The sequence below is a fragment of the Phycisphaerae bacterium genome, assembly GCA_017999985.1.
GTDB lineage: Bacteria > Planctomycetota > Phycisphaerae > UBA1845 > Fen-1342 > JAGNKU01.
In genome coordinates this window covers 173,624-190,308 of the sequence record JAGNKU010000008.1, presented here as the reverse complement: position 1 = coordinate 190,308, position 16,685 = coordinate 173,624, and the positions used below count along the sequence as shown (strand labels likewise).

The window sequence follows — 16,685 nt, the reverse complement described above, 5'->3', positions numbered from 1 at the left end:
CCGATGGGCGGAGAATCCCCAGTTGAGCAGTCTTGAGCGCCAGCGTGGTGTGCCTACACGGCTGCCACGCTACGGGCCGCCAAAGGCAAGCTGGAACTGAACGAAGTCCGCGAAGTCCACGTCGGTATCCCCGTCGAAATCGAATACGTCCCGGCACATCTGCGACGGCATGACCCAGTCCGGCGAGCCCACCGGACCACTCATGCAAGTCGGGAATTCCGCAAAATCTTCGAAGTCCACGTCGCCGTCGCCGTTCCAGTCGCCGAGCGCGGGGCAGCCGGCGCCACGGTCGTGAACGAAGACATCTGTCCAGCCGTTGGTGTCACCGGGCACGAGGCTGGACGCCAGGCTGTGAAAGCCCACGTAGCGCCCGTCGCCGGAAATGGCGGGGTACCAGCACTCGTGATTGCTCTCTGCCCCGTCGGAGGCGACGCTGACGCGGCTGGTGGCGCCGCTGTCGCGGTCGTGGACGAAAACGTCGTGGAAGGTGTTCGTGTCGCCGGGGACCAGGTTGGAAGCCGCGCTTGCAAACGCCACGTAGCGCCCATCGGCGGAGATAGAAAGACCGTATGAACCGCTGTCAGAGTTGCCCTGCGTTCCGTCTGAAGCGATGCTGACCCGGCTCGTGGTGCCGCTCTCGCGGTCGCGGACGAAAACGTCGTAACGACCGTTCGTGTCGCCGGGGACCAGGTTGCTCGCGTAGCTTTGGAACGTCACATAGCGCCCGTCGGCCGAGATGGATGCATACAGGCTCTCGGTGCCGCCCTGCGTTCCGTCAAAGGCGATACTGACGCGGGTCGTGGTGCCGCTGTCGCCGTCGTGGACAAATACGTCGTCCTCGCCGTTCGTGTCGCCGGGCACGAGGTTGGAGGCCCGGCTTTGAAACGCCACATAGCGCCCATCGCCTGAAATGGAGATGCCGGGGCCAGTGGTGAGATAATCACCGCTACGGTTGTTGCCCTGCGTTCCATCGGAGGCCACGCTGATGCGGGTCGTTGTGACGCTCTCGCGGTCGTGGACGAACACGTCTTCATAGCCATTCGTGTCGCCGGGGACGAGGTTTGAAGCGGTACTGGTGAACGCGACGAAGCGTCCGTCCGCGGAGATGGCGGGGCGTTGGCTGGGGTAATTGGCCTGCGCGCCGTTGGAGGCGATGCTGACGCGGTTGGTGACGCCGGTCGTCCGGTCGTGGACGAAAACGTCCCGATACGTGTTCGTGTCACCGGCCACGAGGTTGGTGGCGTCACTCTGGAACGCCACGTAGCGTCCGTCGGCTGAAAGGGACGGCGACGAACTGTTCAGATTCCCGTGGGTGCCATCCGAGCGCACGCTGACGATGGTGGTGGCGCCCGTCGCGCGGTCGTGGACAAGGACGTCGGCGTAGCTGGTCCAGTCGTCAGGGATCAGATTCATGGCGGTGCTGTGAAACGCCACATAGCGGCCGTCAGCCGAGACAGACGCGGAGTAGCTGGCTCCGTTAGCCTGCGTTCCGTCGGAGGCGACGCTGACGCGGGTGGTACACTGGCCCGACGCCGAGGCAACGCACGCCATGACCAGCGCGACGATCGCGCCCGATTGACCTGCGCGACGAAGTTGTGTTGAAGCAATCATCTTCGTCTCTCCACTTGGGCGGCGCACGTTCCGGGCGGCCGCCGCTTTGCACCCGTTTTCGGCCAGTCAGTTGTCGAAATCACCTTCACAAGCTCGCAAGAGCGCCAATCGCAACGGATGATCGACCGGCAGTGTGCGGTCACAGATTTCAATCGCCCGAATGAGCGTTGATTTGGCCTGCTCACCTTGCCCCGCGTGCGCTTCGAGTTGAGCAAGTTGGTAGAGCGTTTGCGCAACCAGGGGGTGCTCGTCGCCAAGGAAGCGGATTTGTTGTTCCAGACCTCTGCGCGTCAATTGCTCAGCAGTTGCGTAGTCGCCCTGACCTTGGCGTGCTCGTGCCAGCAGGACGAGCGCATTTGCGCTGTCGGGATGCTCTTCTCCGAACTGGCCGAGTCGCAGATCGATGATCTCCTGGCAGAGTGCTTCGGCCTCCCTGAATTCGCCCTGGTCCATGAGCAACGTTGCCAGACTGCGCAATGCTCGAACCAAGTAGACAAACTCGACGCTGGCCTGGCCCGCTCGGTTTTCTAGTGCCGCCCTCAGCAGGGGTTCGGCTGCCGGGTGGTCACCCTGAAGCTGGCGCAACTCGCCGATGCGGTTCAATCGCCACGGATCGTCCTGCTCCGAGACGGCCTTGGCCTGCCGAATATGCAACGCCTCCAGGAAATACGGCTCGGCCGCGTCGTATGATCCCATATCGAGCAGTAGCGTACCAAGGCTGTCGCGCACCATCGCGGCGTAGGGATCGTCGTTTCCGAGGCAGCGGCGATAGATGCTCAGCGATTCCTCCAGTGCAGACCTCGCTTCGACGTACCGACCGCGACTGTGCAGGAGGTTACCGAGTCGGTGCAGGCCCCAAGCAACATTGTCGTGACTGTCCCCCAGCAGGGTGCGATACGTCTCAATCGCCTCACGATACAGAGGTTCAGCAGCGGCATAGTCCCCTTTGACGTGCAGGAACTTGGCGAGCGCGATCTTGCTGCCGGCCACGTCGCGGTGGCCTTCGCCCAACAGGCGCTGGCGCATCTCCAGCGTCTGACGAAAAACCGGTTCGGCTGCAGCGTACTGCTCCTCATTGAACAACGCCATTGCCAGATGTGACAGGCACGTGGCAAACTCCGGCCGGTCGTTCCCGCCGATCTCCTGGTGGATAGCCAAGGCCTCCCGGTGCAGCGCCGCAGCCTCCTCGTACCGCTGCCGATACTGCCTGGCCAGGCCAAGATGGTCGAGACTCTCGGCAACTGCCGTGGGATCGTCGGCACACACCCGTTGTCGGATCGCCAGCGCTTCCTCCAGTAGCGGCTGAGCTTCGGCGAAAGCGCTCTTGTCAAGCAATAGCAGGCCGAGGCTGTTTAGACTCGCTGCCACGATCGCGTGCTCGCCCCCGAACAGCTCGACGCGAATCGCCAGCGCCCTTCGCAAGTGCTGCTCGGCCTCGGTGTAGAGACCGATATTCTGATATGTCTGGCCGATTGCCTCATGGGCTGCCGCAAGCGCCGCAGGCTCGTCGCCGAGCTGCATGTCGACCCCACGGGTCGCCTCGTCGAGCAGGGCACGGCGCAGCGCGATATCCGAGCCGCGCCCGACCTCGGCTACCTTCAACAAGAGGCCGCGCAGTGTTTCCTGCACACGATCGGCGCTGCGCCGGGCGGCGACTTCGGCCGTGTGCGCGGCGGTTATATCATGTAGCAGACGGCTCTGACGGCTGTAGAGCATCGAGAGCGTCAGCGCCGAGACGACGGCGAGCGTGACGAACGCGACCACGATTATGGTCGGCAGCCAGTGCTTCGCAAGCGTCTTGCGCAGCACGTACAGGCTGCTGTCGCGCTTGGCGTCGAGCGGCTCGCCGTGCAGTTGGTGGTTCACGTCGCGCGCTATCTCGCCGGCAGTCTGGTAGCGGCGCTCACGCTCCTTGGCCAGACATTTCAGCACGATCGTGTCTACGTCGCGGGGGACCTGACGGTGCAGGGCGCTGGGGCGCTGCGGTTGGGCATGCAAAATGTTCTGCATGGCCTCGCTGGTCCGTCCGTCGACGGCGTACGGAAACGTGCCGGTCAGCAACTGAAACAGGATTACGCCTAACGAGTAGACGTCCGTGCGCAGGTCGATCTGGTCGCGTAAACCCTCCACCTGCTCCGGGCTGGCCCACGGAAGTGTCCCGACGAACTGGCCCGTGGTGGTCAGCGGCTCGCCCCCGGTTTCCGGGGCATCGCGACCAACCAGCTTGGCCAGGCCAAAATCCAGTACGTACGGCCGGCCCTGGGCATCGATCAGGATGTTGCTCGGCTTCAAGTCGCGATGGATGATCCCCCGCAGGTGTGCGGCGTTGACCGCGTCGCAAATCGTCGCGAAGAGTTCCAGAACCCGGTTCGGCGCTGGCCTGGGATCCTCTACGATCAGCACATCGAGAGGCTGGCCGTCCACGTAGTCCATCACGATGTAGCCGAAGCCCGGCCGCGAGCCGCTATCGTGAATGGCGGCGATGTTCGGATGACGCAGGCTGGACAGCGCTTTGACCTCCCGATCAAACCGATCGCGGTGACGTGCGTCGGCAAAATGCGTCCCTGGAAGCACCTTGACCGCAACCGTGCGCCCAGTGGAGCGCTGAACGGCCTCATACACCGCTCCCTGCCCGCCGCGGTGAATCGGGCGGACGATGTCGTAACCGGGGATTGTTGGCTCCGGCCCTGGCAGGTCCGGCGCTTCTTGGTCGCTGCAACCGCTGATTGGGTGTGCGTGCGCGCTGCGCTCCGCCTCTTGAATCAACCGCAAAACGCGCAGCCTCTCTCCGAGCGCCGGCATCAGCTCGGGGTGCGCGCTTACCACCGAGTCCTCCGCCACCAATTCGCCGTGTGCGCGGCGACTGACCACGTCCGCAAGAACACTTCCGAGGCGGTCAGCCGGATCACTCGGGAACGGCACTGACGAAGACACGGAGCGCAACTCCAACGGGCGCCACAAGTCACAGCCCGGCTATCAACAGCAAAAACGCCCGGCGCGCCCGCCGCCGTGAAAGAAAATCGGGACCTACGAGCCCGAACTCAGGAACCCGCTCGCAGAACCCATTCGGCTGCGGAGCAGGTCCAGCCCGCGCCGACACAAGCCGTGAATCGCCCGCTCGGTCTTGTTCATCTGGGTCGCGGCGGCGGCGACCGACCAGCCCTGCAGGTACACGAGGCGTATGGCCTGTTGATAGTGCTCCGGGAGCGTTGACAAGGCACTTTCGACGGCCGCGACCGCCTCGGCGCGCGCGGCACAGCGGCTCGGGCTCCGTCCTGGCGCGCTGAGGAGCTCGATCAGCCCGATCCACGAATCCCGCTGCTCCAATCGGCCGTCCACCGCTCGCGCCCCGCCGCCGCGCTTGGCAGTCCGTAGTTTGCAGATCTCGTTCCGCAATCGCCGCAACGCAATTGTGCACACCCAGCGCCGAAACGCGTCGGGGTCTCGCGGAACGAACCGCGCAACGTGTCGGAACACCTGCACATAGGTCTGCTGCAATACGTCCTCGGCATCCAACTGGCCACGCAATGCCGGTGGGATGCGCGGGTTCAGATAGGCACAGAGGTCCGCGTGCAGGTTCATGAGTACCAGCGTCAGCGCCGTTGTGTCACCGGACACCGCACGCTTTACGGCGGCGAGCATCTGATCGTCGCTATCGGAAGGCCCGTTCATGCGTACAGATTCATCGGTTCGCCCGGCCGACGGAACTCGGCCCGGGGCAAAGAAGCCCACATCGCTCCGCACGCGTGATTGTACCCGCCGGGGCGCCGGGTCTGCACGCCCTGTGGCGGTCGGGAACCGGCGAGAGTCTGCCGCCCAACTCCCTGTGCAACAGGCACATAACCCAGCATCAAACGACCGGCTCCGGCCATGAGGCAAGTCGTCCCCACGCTCGCGCTCCGCCCGCGGGAAACAAATGGCTGCGCCGCAAGACAGAAGCACCGTGGGCGCGCGCTGCCAACTTGCTGTTTGAGACCAGACAGTGCGAACCCGCGAGCTCGCTTCCACCGAGTTCGAGTAGCAGGCTCAAACGCAAGGAGTGTGAGATGTTCATCATCCGGAACTCTGGAGTACCGGTTTGGGTCCTGGTGGCGACAATCTTCGTCTGCGGTTGCCCGCAGGCTGGCGAAGAAAGGACCGACAACGGCACCGCCAACGACGGCCAAGTTCAAAACGGCGATGACGGAACGCAGGGCGGTAACGGCAGCGCGGGCGACCAGCCGATCCACGTCGATGGCCCCGTGTCGCTCGGCGATCCCGGCGCGCCCCGGATCTTCTTCTCCGATCTGATCAGTGGCCCCTCCCACGGCGGATACAACGACGCCGGAGCCATCGTGACTCTCTACGGCAACGGCTTCGGCGACCAGCGCGGGAGTGCGACGGTCACGATCGGCGGTGGGCAGGCAGCCGCCTATCTCGCCTGGAGCAATACGCGGATCGCGGTTCAGATTGGCCCACAGGCGTCTTCCGGCGACATTATCGTTCACTGCGGCGCAGGCGACAGCAACGGCCTCCCGTTCACCGTACGCGATGACCGGCGGCTTCTGGCCAGCGGGCCAAGTCGTGCACGAGCCCGGCGACTGCGATGGCGATGGGTTTGTGGACCTGGATGACTTCGGCGTTTTTGCCGGTTGCATGGCGGGACCGATGGCGAGTGTGTCGCCGGAGTGCCGGTGTGCCGACCTGGACGACGATGGCGACGCGGAGTTGGCTGACTTCGCCGAGCTTCAGCGCGTTTTCGCGGGCCCGTAGGCCATGCGCTGGATGATCGATGAAGGGCCCGCGCAGGGCGCCGGTTTCGCGCGGGATGTGCGCGACGTGTGCCCGCATCGTGGCATAGCGAACAGCTTTCGAACCGAGCCGGTACCCAGCTGCGCCCAGATTTCAGCTTCGGCCGTCGCGCAAAGGGCAGATGACGTCTTAGAGATGGATACACTCCCGGTCATGAGAGGCCCCCGGGGGTGCTATCCCATGAACGCTGCCTGAAACTCCGCGGCGTCGCTCAAATCGACATCGCCGTCCTTGTTGAGGTTGAGGCAGTCGCATCCGGGCAGCACGCCGTTGTCGGCACCCTGCAGGCAGTCGCCCAGCGTCGTGAAGGCGTCGAAGTCGAGCGCGCCGTCCATGCCGCAATCGCCGCCGATCACCGTCAGCTAAGCGAAGTTCGCGGTGTAGTCCGCGTCGACCGTGAGGATCATCGTCGGCGGCAGGTTGTGCACCGTCACGCTGTCGAATGCGACGCTCAGCCCGGCGCCGCAGGCCGTCACTACCACGAACGTGTCGCCGTGCTGCGGCTCGAACGGGCTGACGAACGTGACGTCCAATTCGCCGGCGAGCGCGACGAGGCCAGTGCCGACCAGCTTGTCGAATTGGCCGGGCGCCGTACCTCCGATATCGAGCTCGAGCGTTCCGCCGGCCTGCTGCCAGTAGGAATAGGTGCCGGCGATCGTCATTTGTCCGACCGACAAGCCCGGTGTCAGCGGCCGCTCGCGTTGACGACGAAGCCCGTGACCGTCCCCCGCGCCGGTCAACAGGCGGCCGAGCGTCTTCAGGCGGGGATCGTGCCGCTCGCGTCGACGGCGCACATCGACCTGATGCGCGAACAGGCCGCGCGGAAGCGAGAAGCCGGCGAGCAGGCCAAGGCGGCACTGGCCGGTGTTCTCAAGGACATCGCGGCGGCTGAGAAGTAACAGGAAGCAGTGTACGAACGCATGGCGAGGCCGCCCTGAGCTCAGGAACGGGGTTTTACGGAGAGGGCGGGATTCGAACCCGCGGTACAGTTACCCGTACACACGCTTTCCAAGCGTGCCCGATCGGCCACTCCGGCACCTCTCCAGTGAGTTTGTTGCATTTTCCGTTGCATTTTCGACCCTGGCGCGGTAAGGTCTCCGTTAGGCGTAGCGGAGAAACAAACCATGCCACGAAACCTGATCTTCGTCCGGATCATCGACCTACCTGACGGCTCCGTCCGCCGCGTCGCAAAGGGAGGACGCGAAATCCACGGGCTCCATTATCACCGAACCACGCCGAAGGGGAAAGAGCCCGAGCGCGGCGTCTACTACGCCTATCGCGACGGTAAGCGCGTCCGGCTCGGCTCCGACCTGGCGAGCGCTATCCGTCAGGTCACGCCCGGAGAGACCTATTGGACGCCCGAGCGGACCCGGCTCCACGAGACCCACGTAGAGCTTGAAATCGCTGTCCAAGACCTTCTATCGCCGCGTGAGGGAATGCGCGAAGTCCCCACGCCCGAAGCGCAGCGCCGAATAGAGCGCTTGCTCCAGGTCGCGCAACAGCCCACGCCAGACAGCCCGAGCATCCCATCCGCCGAGCGCCTGTCAACCTGCCGCGACTTCTGGCGCGACGACAAACAGGCGAAACGCTGCCGCCCGTCTTACGTCGCTGAAACCGTCCGCGTCTTCAATGAATTCATCGCCGTCATCGGCGACAAGCCCGTCAACCAGCTCCGCAAAACCGACTTCACCGAATTCGAGCGCTACATGGTCAAGGGCGCTAACGGACAGGTCGCGCCACGCAAGGCAACCAAGGGCAAAGCCACGGGACCGAAGGGCGCGCAGAGCAACCCCAACAATTGGTATATGCTCCGGCGTAAGGCAGTCCGCGCCGTCCTAGACCTTGCCGTCCGCAAAACCGAGTTTCCATTTCCGGCAGACCTGATCCGCTGGCTTGACGCAATCGACGCCCGGCAGGTGACCGCCGCCGCCACCAACCGCCAACCCCTGCCCGCTGATGTTTTCCGAGCGATCATCGACCTTTGCGAGCAACGCGCCACAATCGACGTTGACGCCCTGCCCACGGCAACCGACGCGGACAACGGACGCAAGGCGCAGGCAATCATCGACAAACGCGAGGCGATCCAGTTTGCCGCATTGCTCCGGCTCGCCTGCCAAGCCGCCCTCGATAATCAGGATGTTTGCGCCCTGAAATGGAGTCACGTCCGACTTGATGCCCCCACGCCGCATATCGACTTTCCGCGACAGAAACCGGCATGGTCAACCGGTCAACCCATCGACCGCAAAACGCCCCTGCTCCCTGAGACCGCCCGGGCGCTGATCCGGTGGCGCGAATATGAGCGCCCCACGGAGTATGTTTTCCGCAACGCTCGCAAAGCGCCTTGGACGTATGACGATATCAGCCGCGTTTTCGGACAGCTCAAGCGCGACGCCGGACATAACTCGTATTGGAGTTTCAAGCATCTTCGCAACGTCGCCCCCACCGTCCGCCGTGACGCCAAACTGCCCACCGATATGAGCGATACGATTCTCGGTCACGCAATCCACGGCACGAGCCGCTTCTATACGGGCGACGCCGACGAAACCTATCTGCTGCCCCTTGTCCGCGCCGTCGGCAACCGGTATTTCGCGCAGACGAAACAAGCCCGCCAGACCGCCAAGAAAACGCATTAGAGACCGCCTGGCGAGCGCAACGCCCCTGCCCCCTGTCACGGCAGGGGCGCTCACGTCTCAGGGCATCCCCGACGACTCCGCAGCGCCAACAGAATTCCGCCCGATTTTCCGCGGATTTCGCTTGGCGTGGCGTCCGTTTCGCGGCCCAGTATGAGGGTTGGGGAATGACCCCCAACCCAACGTGAAAGGGTCGCGCCCGATGAAAAACCGCGCAGAGAAATCAAAGCCCGCCGCCGCCCATCGCCCCAAGATCGGCGCATACGTCAGAGTCTCGACAACCGACAAGGGTCAGACCACGCAATCACAACGCCACGCAATCCGCCAATGGGCGGACGCTGCCCACGTCAGACCCGAAGACGTGACGTTCTTTGAAGACCGGCGCTCCGGCGCTTCAACCGACCGCCCGGCGCTCCACCGTCTCTTGCGCGCAATCGACGCGGGCAGGGTCGATACGCTCGTGGTCTTCCGCCTTGACCGTCTCGCCCGATCCACCCGTGACGGTCTCGGCATCCTGGCCAGCGTGGCAGACAAGGGCATCCGCGTTGTCTCGGTCTCTGAAAACATCGACTTTTCAAACTCGACCGGACGCCTTATCGCTTCGATCCTCTTGTCGGTTGCCGCTTTCGAGCGTGAAACGACCGTGGAGCGCATCCGCGCCGGTATGGAAGCCGCCAAAGCAGCAGGACGCCACGTCGGACGCCCGCGTAACGCGAAGCGCCACGCCCTGATTGCGAAACTCAGGACAGACGGTCTCTCAGTGATACAGATTGCCGACAAACTCAAAATCACCCGGCAGGCGATTTACGGCATTCTCAACAGAGGATCAGAGCCCGCCAACGGAGAATAGATAACAGGGTATTTCGTGTTTCAGAGACAAGGGCGCTGGCGACTCGTGGTCGTTAGCGCCCCTTGTTGTTTCACGACCCCAAGCAACGCGCTTGATCCGCCTGATGCCCGCCGATGCGCCGATTAGCAGCGATGATTAGTGGCGCTCCCCACCTCGCCCGGCTTACCGACCCGCATGTCCGCCATTAACCCAGCTTGGCGTGTCACGCTCGGCAGGTTGCCGAGCTGAATGACGCCAACATAACCATTACCTTAAGTGGACATTTGAAAGCGACAGGACATAGCCGCCAATCAAAGGACATAACGCATATCTCGCGCAGTCCTATGCAGAAGTGCTGTATTTACCGATGCTTTCTGCAAGTATTCTAGAGCCGCCAACGTAATTCAGCGGCATTACGCCAACATAAGGGTAGACTTCGCCAACATATCTATAGCCTTGGAGCGGACAAGGCGTGACATTGCAGACCGCCGAGCATGTCTAGAAAGGATAACGTGGGGGGAAGAAAACGACCGCCGCCCCTTTCCACGTTAAGAAATTCTTTTTGCCCCTTTCGGCGTTAAGAAGTTCTTTTTGATCCTGTCCGTTTTCTGCCGTGGGCACAGAATTACGGATGCGGCGCTCCGCTTTTGGACAGACTGTCCGGAAGCCAGCGCCCAAAAGAAAGAGCCCCCGGGTGGGTGGTGCATACTCCCCGGGGGCGTCCACGTAAGTCCTGGCTTGCGCCAGAATGGAGCGTCAAACAACGCTCTTATTGAAGCAAGTCATTATACAACAAAGTCCGTTGCATTCCTCTTGTGATTTGAAAGAAAAGGGGCGGCGGGTTCGTATCACAGGAGAGTGAGTTTTGAAGTGACCGCCGCCCCCATCAGAGAGACAGAGATATCGCATTATACCTTCACCAACCGCTGCCGCTCCATCCTGCGCCTGATCCTGACCCGCTGCTATCGGGCAGCAGAGTGTCAAGGCGCGGCGTGGGGCAAGTGAATACCGCATACGGCTTGTCGCTGTCATACTGATAGACCACGGCAAAGGGGTTGTAGTAGTCCGCGCTTCCCATCGCGGCATCGTGAAGGGCGATCAGGTCGCATTCAAAATGCGAAAGGTCTGATCCAAGATCAAGCCCACGGATGTTTTCAATGGCGTAAACGACGCCTTGGCGCTTCAAGAGGTAAACCGTCCGCTTATACGTCGCGGGCTCCGTCTCGGTTTCAGGTTGAAACATCGCCCACAACCTGGGGGTTAGCTCTGCCCAACCGGGCAGGATCAGGGACGCCGAGACGTTGTAACGCAAGGGCGCGCCCGTGGCTTCAAGGGCGGTGGTCACGATGCTCGGCGACTCGCGTTGAAATTGCCCTCTGACCACGGTCGGGCAAACCGTATAGCCCCATTGCTCGTTATGCGGGTTCAGGCGCTCGCAAGGATCGGCGGCGGTCACGATCTTCATTCCGCGATAGAGCCCGCCGATGCTCTTGTCCTGCCATTCGACGCTGATTAGGTCGTCGGTTGACGGATCGTAGGCGACGGGCTGAAACACGTAGACCTGGAGCGTATCACCAAGGGACTCTATGACGTTACCGCTGATCCGGGTGGCGTCCCCTGCGCGTGACGGATACTGCGAGCGCCTTTCGACGTTTGCTTGGACGGGCGTAAACGTCAGCTCGCAAATCGTCTCAGACGATCCGTCCGTCAGGATCAGGTCAGCGACGTGACCTATTTCGTAGGCGTCCAGCGGCAACGTGATATCGACCGTGACGGTATCCGAGATTTCATCCGCCACAAGAAAGCCCATATCAGGGTAGATATCACAGGTCACGCCGTCATCGAAGGGGTCGCGGGCATTCAAATTCCAAGCGGCGCTTGTGCTGCCTTGGTTGCCGACGCGCAGGGCAACCGTCGCCATTCGTCCGGTCGTGAAATAGCCCAAGTCGATATTGGTTGTGGGCGTGGCGAGCGCCGCGCTTTGCGTCAGGTCTGAGGCGGAAACGAAAACTAACATTCCCAACCCTTTTGCCGCAGCGCGAAGTCCGCGGCTTCGATGAGGCGATTGAGCGCTGCCTGACAGGTCCAGAGCCGACGGCGCAGGTGGCGATACTGCTCTTCGTCTGCGATATTCTCGATTGCGCGATATTGCGACTCGCAAGCGAAGCGCAGTCGCACCAGGCGATGCAGGTCGCTGCGAGCGTCGTTTAGCAATTCGGCGATGTTTAGGACGTTGGTTTCGATTTCACTGATAAGGTCTGTCATAGTTGCTCCGTTAGAAGAAAGGGGCGAGCCGGGGGGGCGTTAGAAAAGGTGGGAAGCCGGAACACCTCTTCGTCTCGCCGCGCCCGGCTCTTGAGAGTTACCCTGAAGGAGAGGGGGACAGACAAGGGTAACTCTCAGAGGATACGTCGTCGCCTAGCTCTATGTCGGCGTGGTCGCGGGCGTTGGCGAGCAACGCAAGCCCCATCGACCTATAGGCGCTATACATCTTCTCAATCCATTGCGCGCCTTTTTCGTAGGGGCTCGGGGTATCCGCGCCAACAGTCACTTCCCCAACACTTGCGAGGTTGCTCTCCGGAAACTCTAATTGCATCCGGTTCGCGTAGTTGGGAATTAAGCGGGCAATGGCAAGGTAGCGCTCGGCTTCCTTCAATTCATCGGCGCGATCTTCGTCGAATTCATCATTCAGGCGTTGCCCGGTCTTCCGGTAGATTTCTCGGCGGGCTTCGTCCAAGGCGCGCTCGAATTGACCGTAGGCGAAAGTCCCTTGTGTGACGCTCGCCTGACCGGATGATGCGCCGTGGTCGAAGCCCGACCACAAAATCAGCTCTTCGACGTTATTGAAGGTCTCACGCGTCACTTTAGCTCCCGGCTCCGTTGCTGATCCGGACAAGCGAGCGTCGGTTTTGGACGGCGACGCCGAGTCTTTCGTAGATCATAAAATCCTCAGTCCGGAATTCAGGCGTAGCCCAATTTCTAACCTGAAGCGGTTGTTTCTGATTGATGGTTCCGCCGCCGCCCATACGGCGATCCAGGACAATCACGTCATCGGTAGGCACCCAGCTATCGGGGTCGTTTGCATCGGCAAAGTGACCGGTATTGACCTTCCATATGTTGACGCCAAGCAAGGGGACGCTCAATTCACCGGTATCGAGGATGCGCGAATTCGTCCATATATTCTGCTGCTGCAAGAATGAGTTATTCACAATCGAGAAATACAGCTTGGCATTGACCAACACGTCGGTTGGGCGAAACATACCGATCCGCATAAGCCCTTCGACTTGCTCCGCTGCCGTCCCTGACTCCCAAAAGTTGCTCAGGTCGATGGTCGTCAGCGCTGCCTCAAAGGGGCTTGCAAACCACGTCAACACGCCGTGGAGCCCTTCAAGGTCAAGCTGCGCCTTGCTCACAAGATGATTGTGATAGGTGGTCGCATTGGTCCCGTCTGTCGCGGTATGCAGCGCGTCCATCCAGAGGAGGTCGCGCTCCAGGGCGATTGCCGCGCCCATCGTATTTAGCTCAAGCTGCTGCGCGGAGAATGGGATATCGAGGGTCTCCTCTTCGGTCACGTAAGAGCGCAAGCCCAACGTATGAAAGCCCGTCTGTTGGACGGCGCGTTGACCCTTGCGGCGCTCGAATTCGGTATTCTCGGCTCCGCGCTGCGCCCGTTGAAAATGCTCAAAAGTCCGGTAGACGAAGGTCAGACCGGTATTGACGCTCGCCGTGCTGGCAAGCTGCGAAGCGACCGAGCGGTAGGTGACCGTTTCGAGGATCGGGTCCAGGTAAACGGTCGGGATGAAGTCCGCCCATTCCTTGGCTTCGTAGATGCGTCGCGGCGTTAGTCCGTCAGTCTGAATGCTGAGTTTCAGGTTGTCGAATGACGCCCGCTTGGCAGGGTCATTGAAGGTGCGTAAGTAGTCGCCTGCCGTAAAGCGGCGGGCGCAGGTCTCGGCGGGCTCATAGGTCGCGTCGAGACGTTGGAAGAGATCATTCTCGTATGTCTTTACCATTGGTTGTTACCTCGAATAAAAGAGTATCTTGCCGGTTTCGCCGCTGCTTCCGCTGCTCAGAAACTTTCCAAGCGGGCGGTTGTCACTTGCCGCGACGTAGGCGGTTATGACCCCATCGGCAGCGGACATAAACTCCGCGCCGCAGGTGAAGTTACTGCCGATGGTCACGTCAGAGAACGTCCCCGTGGTCTTTCGGGCGTAACAGACCCCTTCGGCATTCAGAATCTCGCCTGTCAGGACTTCCGCCAGGACGATACCGTCCGCCTCTTCGCCAGCGCCGCATAAAACGACTTCGTTTTCGATGCTGCTGTATTTGAAAAGTCTGTCGGCGGGCAGGTCTGCGCCCGCCCGGACTCCGGCGCGGACGCCGCCGGATGATAGGTTTACACTCGCCATTGCTTATTACCTCTCAGGTTGGAAAACAGGTCTTTGAGATTGCGATACTCGGGCGCGCTGCTCCCTGACTCCGGGTCAGGGGCGGGCGCGACGGTCGTTAGTTGCTTGCCGTCTGGCAGGTCGGCGGTTAAGCGGGCTTTCTCGGCTCGGGCCAGACGTAGTAGGTTTCGAGCGGATAGCCGCTCACAGATTTCGGATAGGTCACTTTCGGTCAGGTCGGGCAGGTTGCTACGGGCGTAGCGCCGGAATTCTGCCTGCGCGTGGTCTCGGAAGTCGCGGGCGTCCGCCAGCTCTGATAGGACACCTGCCAGCTCGGGCGGGGGCGTTGGATCGGCGGCATACTGGCGGATGATCCGCACCACGTCGGCGGCAGAGACGATGCCCGCCCCTTCAACGGCAGGTCTGCCGACGAATGAAATATGGTCAGGGACGAAAGCAAGGTCACGGGCATAAACGCCGTCCGATCCGACCCGATGCCCCTTGGGGCAGGCGTTGAAACTCGGCGCGTCCAGGTCTGCACCGCAGGCGCTACAGACCGACCGGACGGGCTCGTAACCGCAGGACATTTCACGGTGAATTCCGTTTTCAATGCGCGCAAAAACGTCGCGCAGGTCATCCGTCCTGATGCCGTAGCCCCTGCCCATCGTGACGGTCTCGCCTGCCTGATCTTCGATCCAGGCGTCATAGATGCGCCCGATTTGGTTGGCGGCTTCGGTTTCGTGGTCGCGGAAGTAAATCGGCTTGCCGATCCATTCATCTACGGCGGCGCGTTGCCCCTCAGGCGTTATGTCGGTCGCGTTGCGGTTGACGCCTGATCTTGCGATAACGAAGACGCCGAAGTCAAAAACATCGTCCGCGGCAAGATCGGCGTTGCCCGCCACGGCGCGTATCTTGTCCAAGTCCGGCGCAGTAGCGCTATGCTCGCGGATGGGCGTCACGCGCAGGTTGTGGCGCTTTGCCTTGGCGGTATTCCAAAGGCGGCGGCAGGCGTCGCGGCGCTCGGCGGAATTGGGATACTCCCGCTTAACGGCGCGATCGTCGATGCAGCGATCAACATACTGCGACTGCGTTTCTTTGTCCGTTGGTAGTGGTAGTGGCATATATCTTACTTCTCCGTTTCTGTCATAATTCCTTGTTGCCGGTTGCCCGCTCGTCTGTCCCCTTGGTTGTGGACTCTGCCCGGGCAGCGTCGGGCGTGGCGGGCGCTTCCGGCTCCTCTTCGATCTTGTCCGCCAGTAAGTCGGGGTCGTATGCTTCATCCGCGCCGCAACGCTGCGCCAACCATTCAGGGGCGCGAATTCCGTAACGGACTTCCGTCAGGTCGTTTTCCCAACGGAGCGCGCGGGCTTGCTCCTCTATTTGTTGCTCTAGCAGTCTCGGCTTTTCAAACGACATTTGGGGCGCGACGGGCATCCCTTCAAGGCGTTGGACGATCCGCCAGAATGACGTATTCCACGCCGCCGCCGTTGCCTCTTGAATGTTGTCTAACATGCTCTGCATAACGAGAATGCTTTGACGGGCGTAACTCTCAGTCCCCACGGAGCCGGTTATTGTTACGTGAAGCAACGCGGGCGGGATGCCCACGGCAGCGAGCAACATCGAAACCACAAGCCGGGTTTCATCCGCGACTTTGACCCCCAAGGTTTCGCCGCCGATGATCTTCACTTCGACTCCGGCAGGCACAAATAGGTCGGCGTCAACGCTGCCGATTTGGGCAAAGACGTTTTTCGCGGCGGTCAGGCGCTCGCGGAATTGTTCCTCAGACAAGCCCTCTGTCGGTATTGCGACCTGAAAGCGCGGCTTGCCCAAGCGCTGCATAACCGTGATTTGGGCTTTCAGGATTTGGCAGAGACTATCAAACTGCCCGACGGCGCTTTCAAAAAGCGATGATCCGTAGTAGTCCTGTAGGTCTGTCGGGTCTCTTGTGACCGCGATACATTTCTCGGGCGGTATCGTCCGACGATCCAGGGGGCGCATCGACTCGATAGACGGCAATTGCAGGTAGCCCGTCCGCTGCCCGCGCTCGTCTGCCAGGACTCGGATTTCGTAGGACGGCGGCACGACCACGCGATCCAGGGTCAGGGGCTCCCGCTCGCCCCAAACGACTTCACCGATGCTGTAGCCGTAAATGAGACTCTGCCGGATCAGCGAGTCATTGACCTGATGGAGCCGATAGGTCTGCCATATCTGACGGCAGCGCCGATCCACGTCAGGGTTGCCGGAATTGAAGCGCGGGCGAGAATTGGTCATCCGGACAATGACGTTGACCGCGCCGACGGCAAGGGGCGTCCCGTAGTAGATGGATCGGAAGAGATCCAGGCGATCCGACGCGGACAAGCCCACGTAGAAGCGCTGGGCATTCAAGAGGAGTCGAGTATCGACCACCCGTTGGGCTCCCGCTGCCACGTCAAAGGC

At 61.7% G+C, this 16,685-nt stretch carries 16 protein-coding genes and 1 tRNA gene; 4 read left to right on the top strand and 13 right to left on the bottom strand.

What is annotated here, in order from left to right:
• Positions 1-69 precede the first annotated feature (69 nt).
• The 3 genes from KA383_12455 to KA383_12445 all read right to left on the bottom strand — a co-directional run bounded on the left by KA383_12455 (position 70) and on the right by KA383_12445 (position 5,283).
• Entirely contained in the window at positions 70-1,551 is a 1,482-nt protein-coding gene (locus tag KA383_12455; GenBank protein ID MBP7746932.1) for a PD40 domain-containing protein, read from the bottom strand.
• 126 nt (positions 1,552-1,677) lie between these two features.
• On the bottom strand, positions 1,678-4,545 hold the full coding sequence (locus tag KA383_12450) for a serine/threonine protein kinase (GenBank protein ID MBP7746931.1): 2,868 nt from the start codon (positions 4,543-4,545) through the stop codon (positions 1,678-1,680).
• A gap of 93 nt (positions 4,546-4,638) precedes the next feature.
• Positions 4,639-5,283 carry a sigma-70 family RNA polymerase sigma factor gene (locus tag KA383_12445; GenBank protein ID MBP7746930.1) on the bottom strand — a complete coding sequence of 215 codons (645 nt, stop codon included), beginning with the start codon at positions 5,281-5,283 and terminating at the stop codon, positions 4,639-4,641.
• A 374-nt stretch (positions 5,284-5,657) separates the two neighbouring features.
• Here KA383_12445 and KA383_12440 point away from each other — a divergent pair, with 374 nt between their 5' ends.
• Positions 5,658-6,224, top strand: a complete 567-nt coding sequence (locus tag KA383_12440) for an IPT/TIG domain-containing protein (GenBank protein ID MBP7746929.1) — start codon at positions 5,658-5,660, stop codon at positions 6,222-6,224.
• Positions 6,225-6,575: 351 nt separating this feature from the next.
• On the opposite strand, the gene KA383_12435 is transcribed toward KA383_12440, so the two are convergent.
• Both KA383_12435 and KA383_12430 read right to left on the bottom strand, forming a co-directional pair.
• Entirely contained in the window at positions 6,576-6,737 is a 162-nt protein-coding gene (locus KA383_12435; GenBank protein ID MBP7746928.1) for a hypothetical protein, read from the bottom strand.
• 27 nt (positions 6,738-6,764) lie between these two features.
• The gene (locus KA383_12430) at positions 6,765-7,079 is read right to left on the bottom strand and encodes a hypothetical protein (protein ID MBP7746927.1); all 315 of its coding nucleotides are present in this window, start codon (positions 7,077-7,079) and stop codon (positions 6,765-6,767) included.
• Between the two features lie 24 nt (positions 7,080-7,103).
• On the opposite strand from KA383_12430, the gene KA383_12425 reads away from it, so the two are divergent.
• Complete coding sequence (locus KA383_12425; GenBank protein MBP7746926.1) at positions 7,104-7,301, top strand: hypothetical protein; 198 nt, start codon at positions 7,104-7,106, stop codon at positions 7,299-7,301.
• 58 nt (positions 7,302-7,359) lie between these two features.
• On the opposite strand, the gene KA383_12420 is transcribed toward KA383_12425, so the two are convergent.
• A tRNA-Ser gene (locus KA383_12420) sits at positions 7,360-7,446 on the bottom strand.
• A gap of 80 nt (positions 7,447-7,526) precedes the next feature.
• Between KA383_12420 and KA383_12415 the strand changes: the two genes are divergently transcribed.
• Positions 7,527-9,035, top strand: a complete 1,509-nt coding sequence (locus tag KA383_12415) for a tyrosine-type recombinase/integrase (GenBank protein ID MBP7746925.1) — start codon at positions 7,527-7,529, stop codon at positions 9,033-9,035.
• A 199-nt stretch (positions 9,036-9,234) separates the two neighbouring features.
• Positions 9,235-9,882 (top strand): recombinase family protein, encoded by a 648-nt coding sequence (locus tag KA383_12410; GenBank protein MBP7746924.1) that lies wholly within the window; start codon positions 9,235-9,237, stop codon positions 9,880-9,882.
• An 895-nt stretch (positions 9,883-10,777) separates the two neighbouring features.
• Here the strand turns inward: KA383_12410 and KA383_12405 are convergent.
• From KA383_12405 to KA383_12375, 7 genes are all read right to left on the bottom strand, one after another.
• Complete coding sequence (locus KA383_12405) at positions 10,778-11,878, bottom strand: hypothetical protein (GenBank protein MBP7746923.1); 1,101 nt, start codon at positions 11,876-11,878, stop codon at positions 10,778-10,780.
• Positions 11,872-12,126, bottom strand: coding sequence for a hypothetical protein (locus tag KA383_12400; protein MBP7746922.1), 255 nt, complete (start codon positions 12,124-12,126; stop codon positions 11,872-11,874). The genes KA383_12405 and KA383_12400 overlap by 7 nt, the downstream gene beginning before the upstream one ends.
• Positions 12,127-12,223: 97 nt before the next feature.
• Positions 12,224-12,724, bottom strand: coding sequence for a hypothetical protein (locus KA383_12395; protein ID MBP7746921.1), 501 nt, complete (start codon positions 12,722-12,724; stop codon positions 12,224-12,226).
• A gap of 1 nt (position 12,725) precedes the next feature.
• Positions 12,726-13,874: a hypothetical protein gene (locus KA383_12390; GenBank protein ID MBP7746920.1), complete on the bottom strand. Its 1,149-nt coding sequence runs from the start codon at positions 13,872-13,874 to the stop codon at positions 12,726-12,728.
• 6 nt (positions 13,875-13,880) lie between these two features.
• Positions 13,881-14,270: a hypothetical protein gene (locus KA383_12385; protein MBP7746919.1), complete on the bottom strand. Its 390-nt coding sequence runs from the start codon at positions 14,268-14,270 to the stop codon at positions 13,881-13,883.
• Entirely contained in the window at positions 14,258-15,370 is a 1,113-nt protein-coding gene (locus KA383_12380) for a hypothetical protein (protein MBP7746918.1), read from the bottom strand. Before KA383_12380 ends, KA383_12385 begins: the two co-directional genes overlap by 13 nt.
• Positions 15,371-15,392: 22 nt before the next feature.
• Positions 15,393-16,655, bottom strand: a complete 1,263-nt coding sequence (locus KA383_12375; GenBank protein MBP7746917.1) for a hypothetical protein — start codon at positions 16,653-16,655, stop codon at positions 15,393-15,395.
• Positions 16,656-16,685 lie beyond the last annotated feature (30 nt).

Excerpts from the sequence above, each read along its gene's own strand:
- KA383_12410 (MBP7746924.1), top strand. The coding sequence starts at position 9,235 with ATGAAAAACCGCGCAGAGAAATCAAAGCCCGCCGCCGCCCATCGCCCC.
- KA383_12380 (MBP7746918.1), bottom strand. The coding sequence starts at position 15,370 with ATGCCACTACCACTACCAACGGACAAAGAAACGCAGTCGCAGTATGTT.
- KA383_12445 (MBP7746930.1), bottom strand. The coding sequence starts at position 5,283 with ATGAACGGGCCTTCCGATAGCGACGATCAGATGCTCGCCGCCGTAAAG.
- KA383_12405 (MBP7746923.1), bottom strand. The coding sequence starts at position 11,878 with ATGTTAGTTTTCGTTTCCGCCTCAGACCTGACGCAAAGCGCGGCGCTC.
- KA383_12385 (MBP7746919.1), bottom strand. The coding sequence starts at position 14,270 with ATGGCGAGTGTAAACCTATCATCCGGCGGCGTCCGCGCCGGAGTCCGG.
- KA383_12390 (MBP7746920.1), bottom strand. The coding sequence starts at position 13,874 with ATGGTAAAGACATACGAGAATGATCTCTTCCAACGTCTCGACGCGACC.
- KA383_12435 (MBP7746928.1), bottom strand. The coding sequence starts at position 6,737 with ATGGACGGCGCGCTCGACTTCGACGCCTTCACGACGCTGGGCGACTGC.
- KA383_12440 (MBP7746929.1), top strand. The coding sequence starts at position 5,658 with ATGTTCATCATCCGGAACTCTGGAGTACCGGTTTGGGTCCTGGTGGCG.
- KA383_12455 (MBP7746932.1), bottom strand. The coding sequence starts at position 1,551 with ATGGCGTGCGTTGCCTCGGCGTCGGGCCAGTGTACCACCCGCGTCAGC.
- KA383_12415 (MBP7746925.1), top strand. The coding sequence starts at position 7,527 with ATGCCACGAAACCTGATCTTCGTCCGGATCATCGACCTACCTGACGGC.
- KA383_12400 (MBP7746922.1), bottom strand. The coding sequence starts at position 12,126 with ATGACAGACCTTATCAGTGAAATCGAAACCAACGTCCTAAACATCGCC.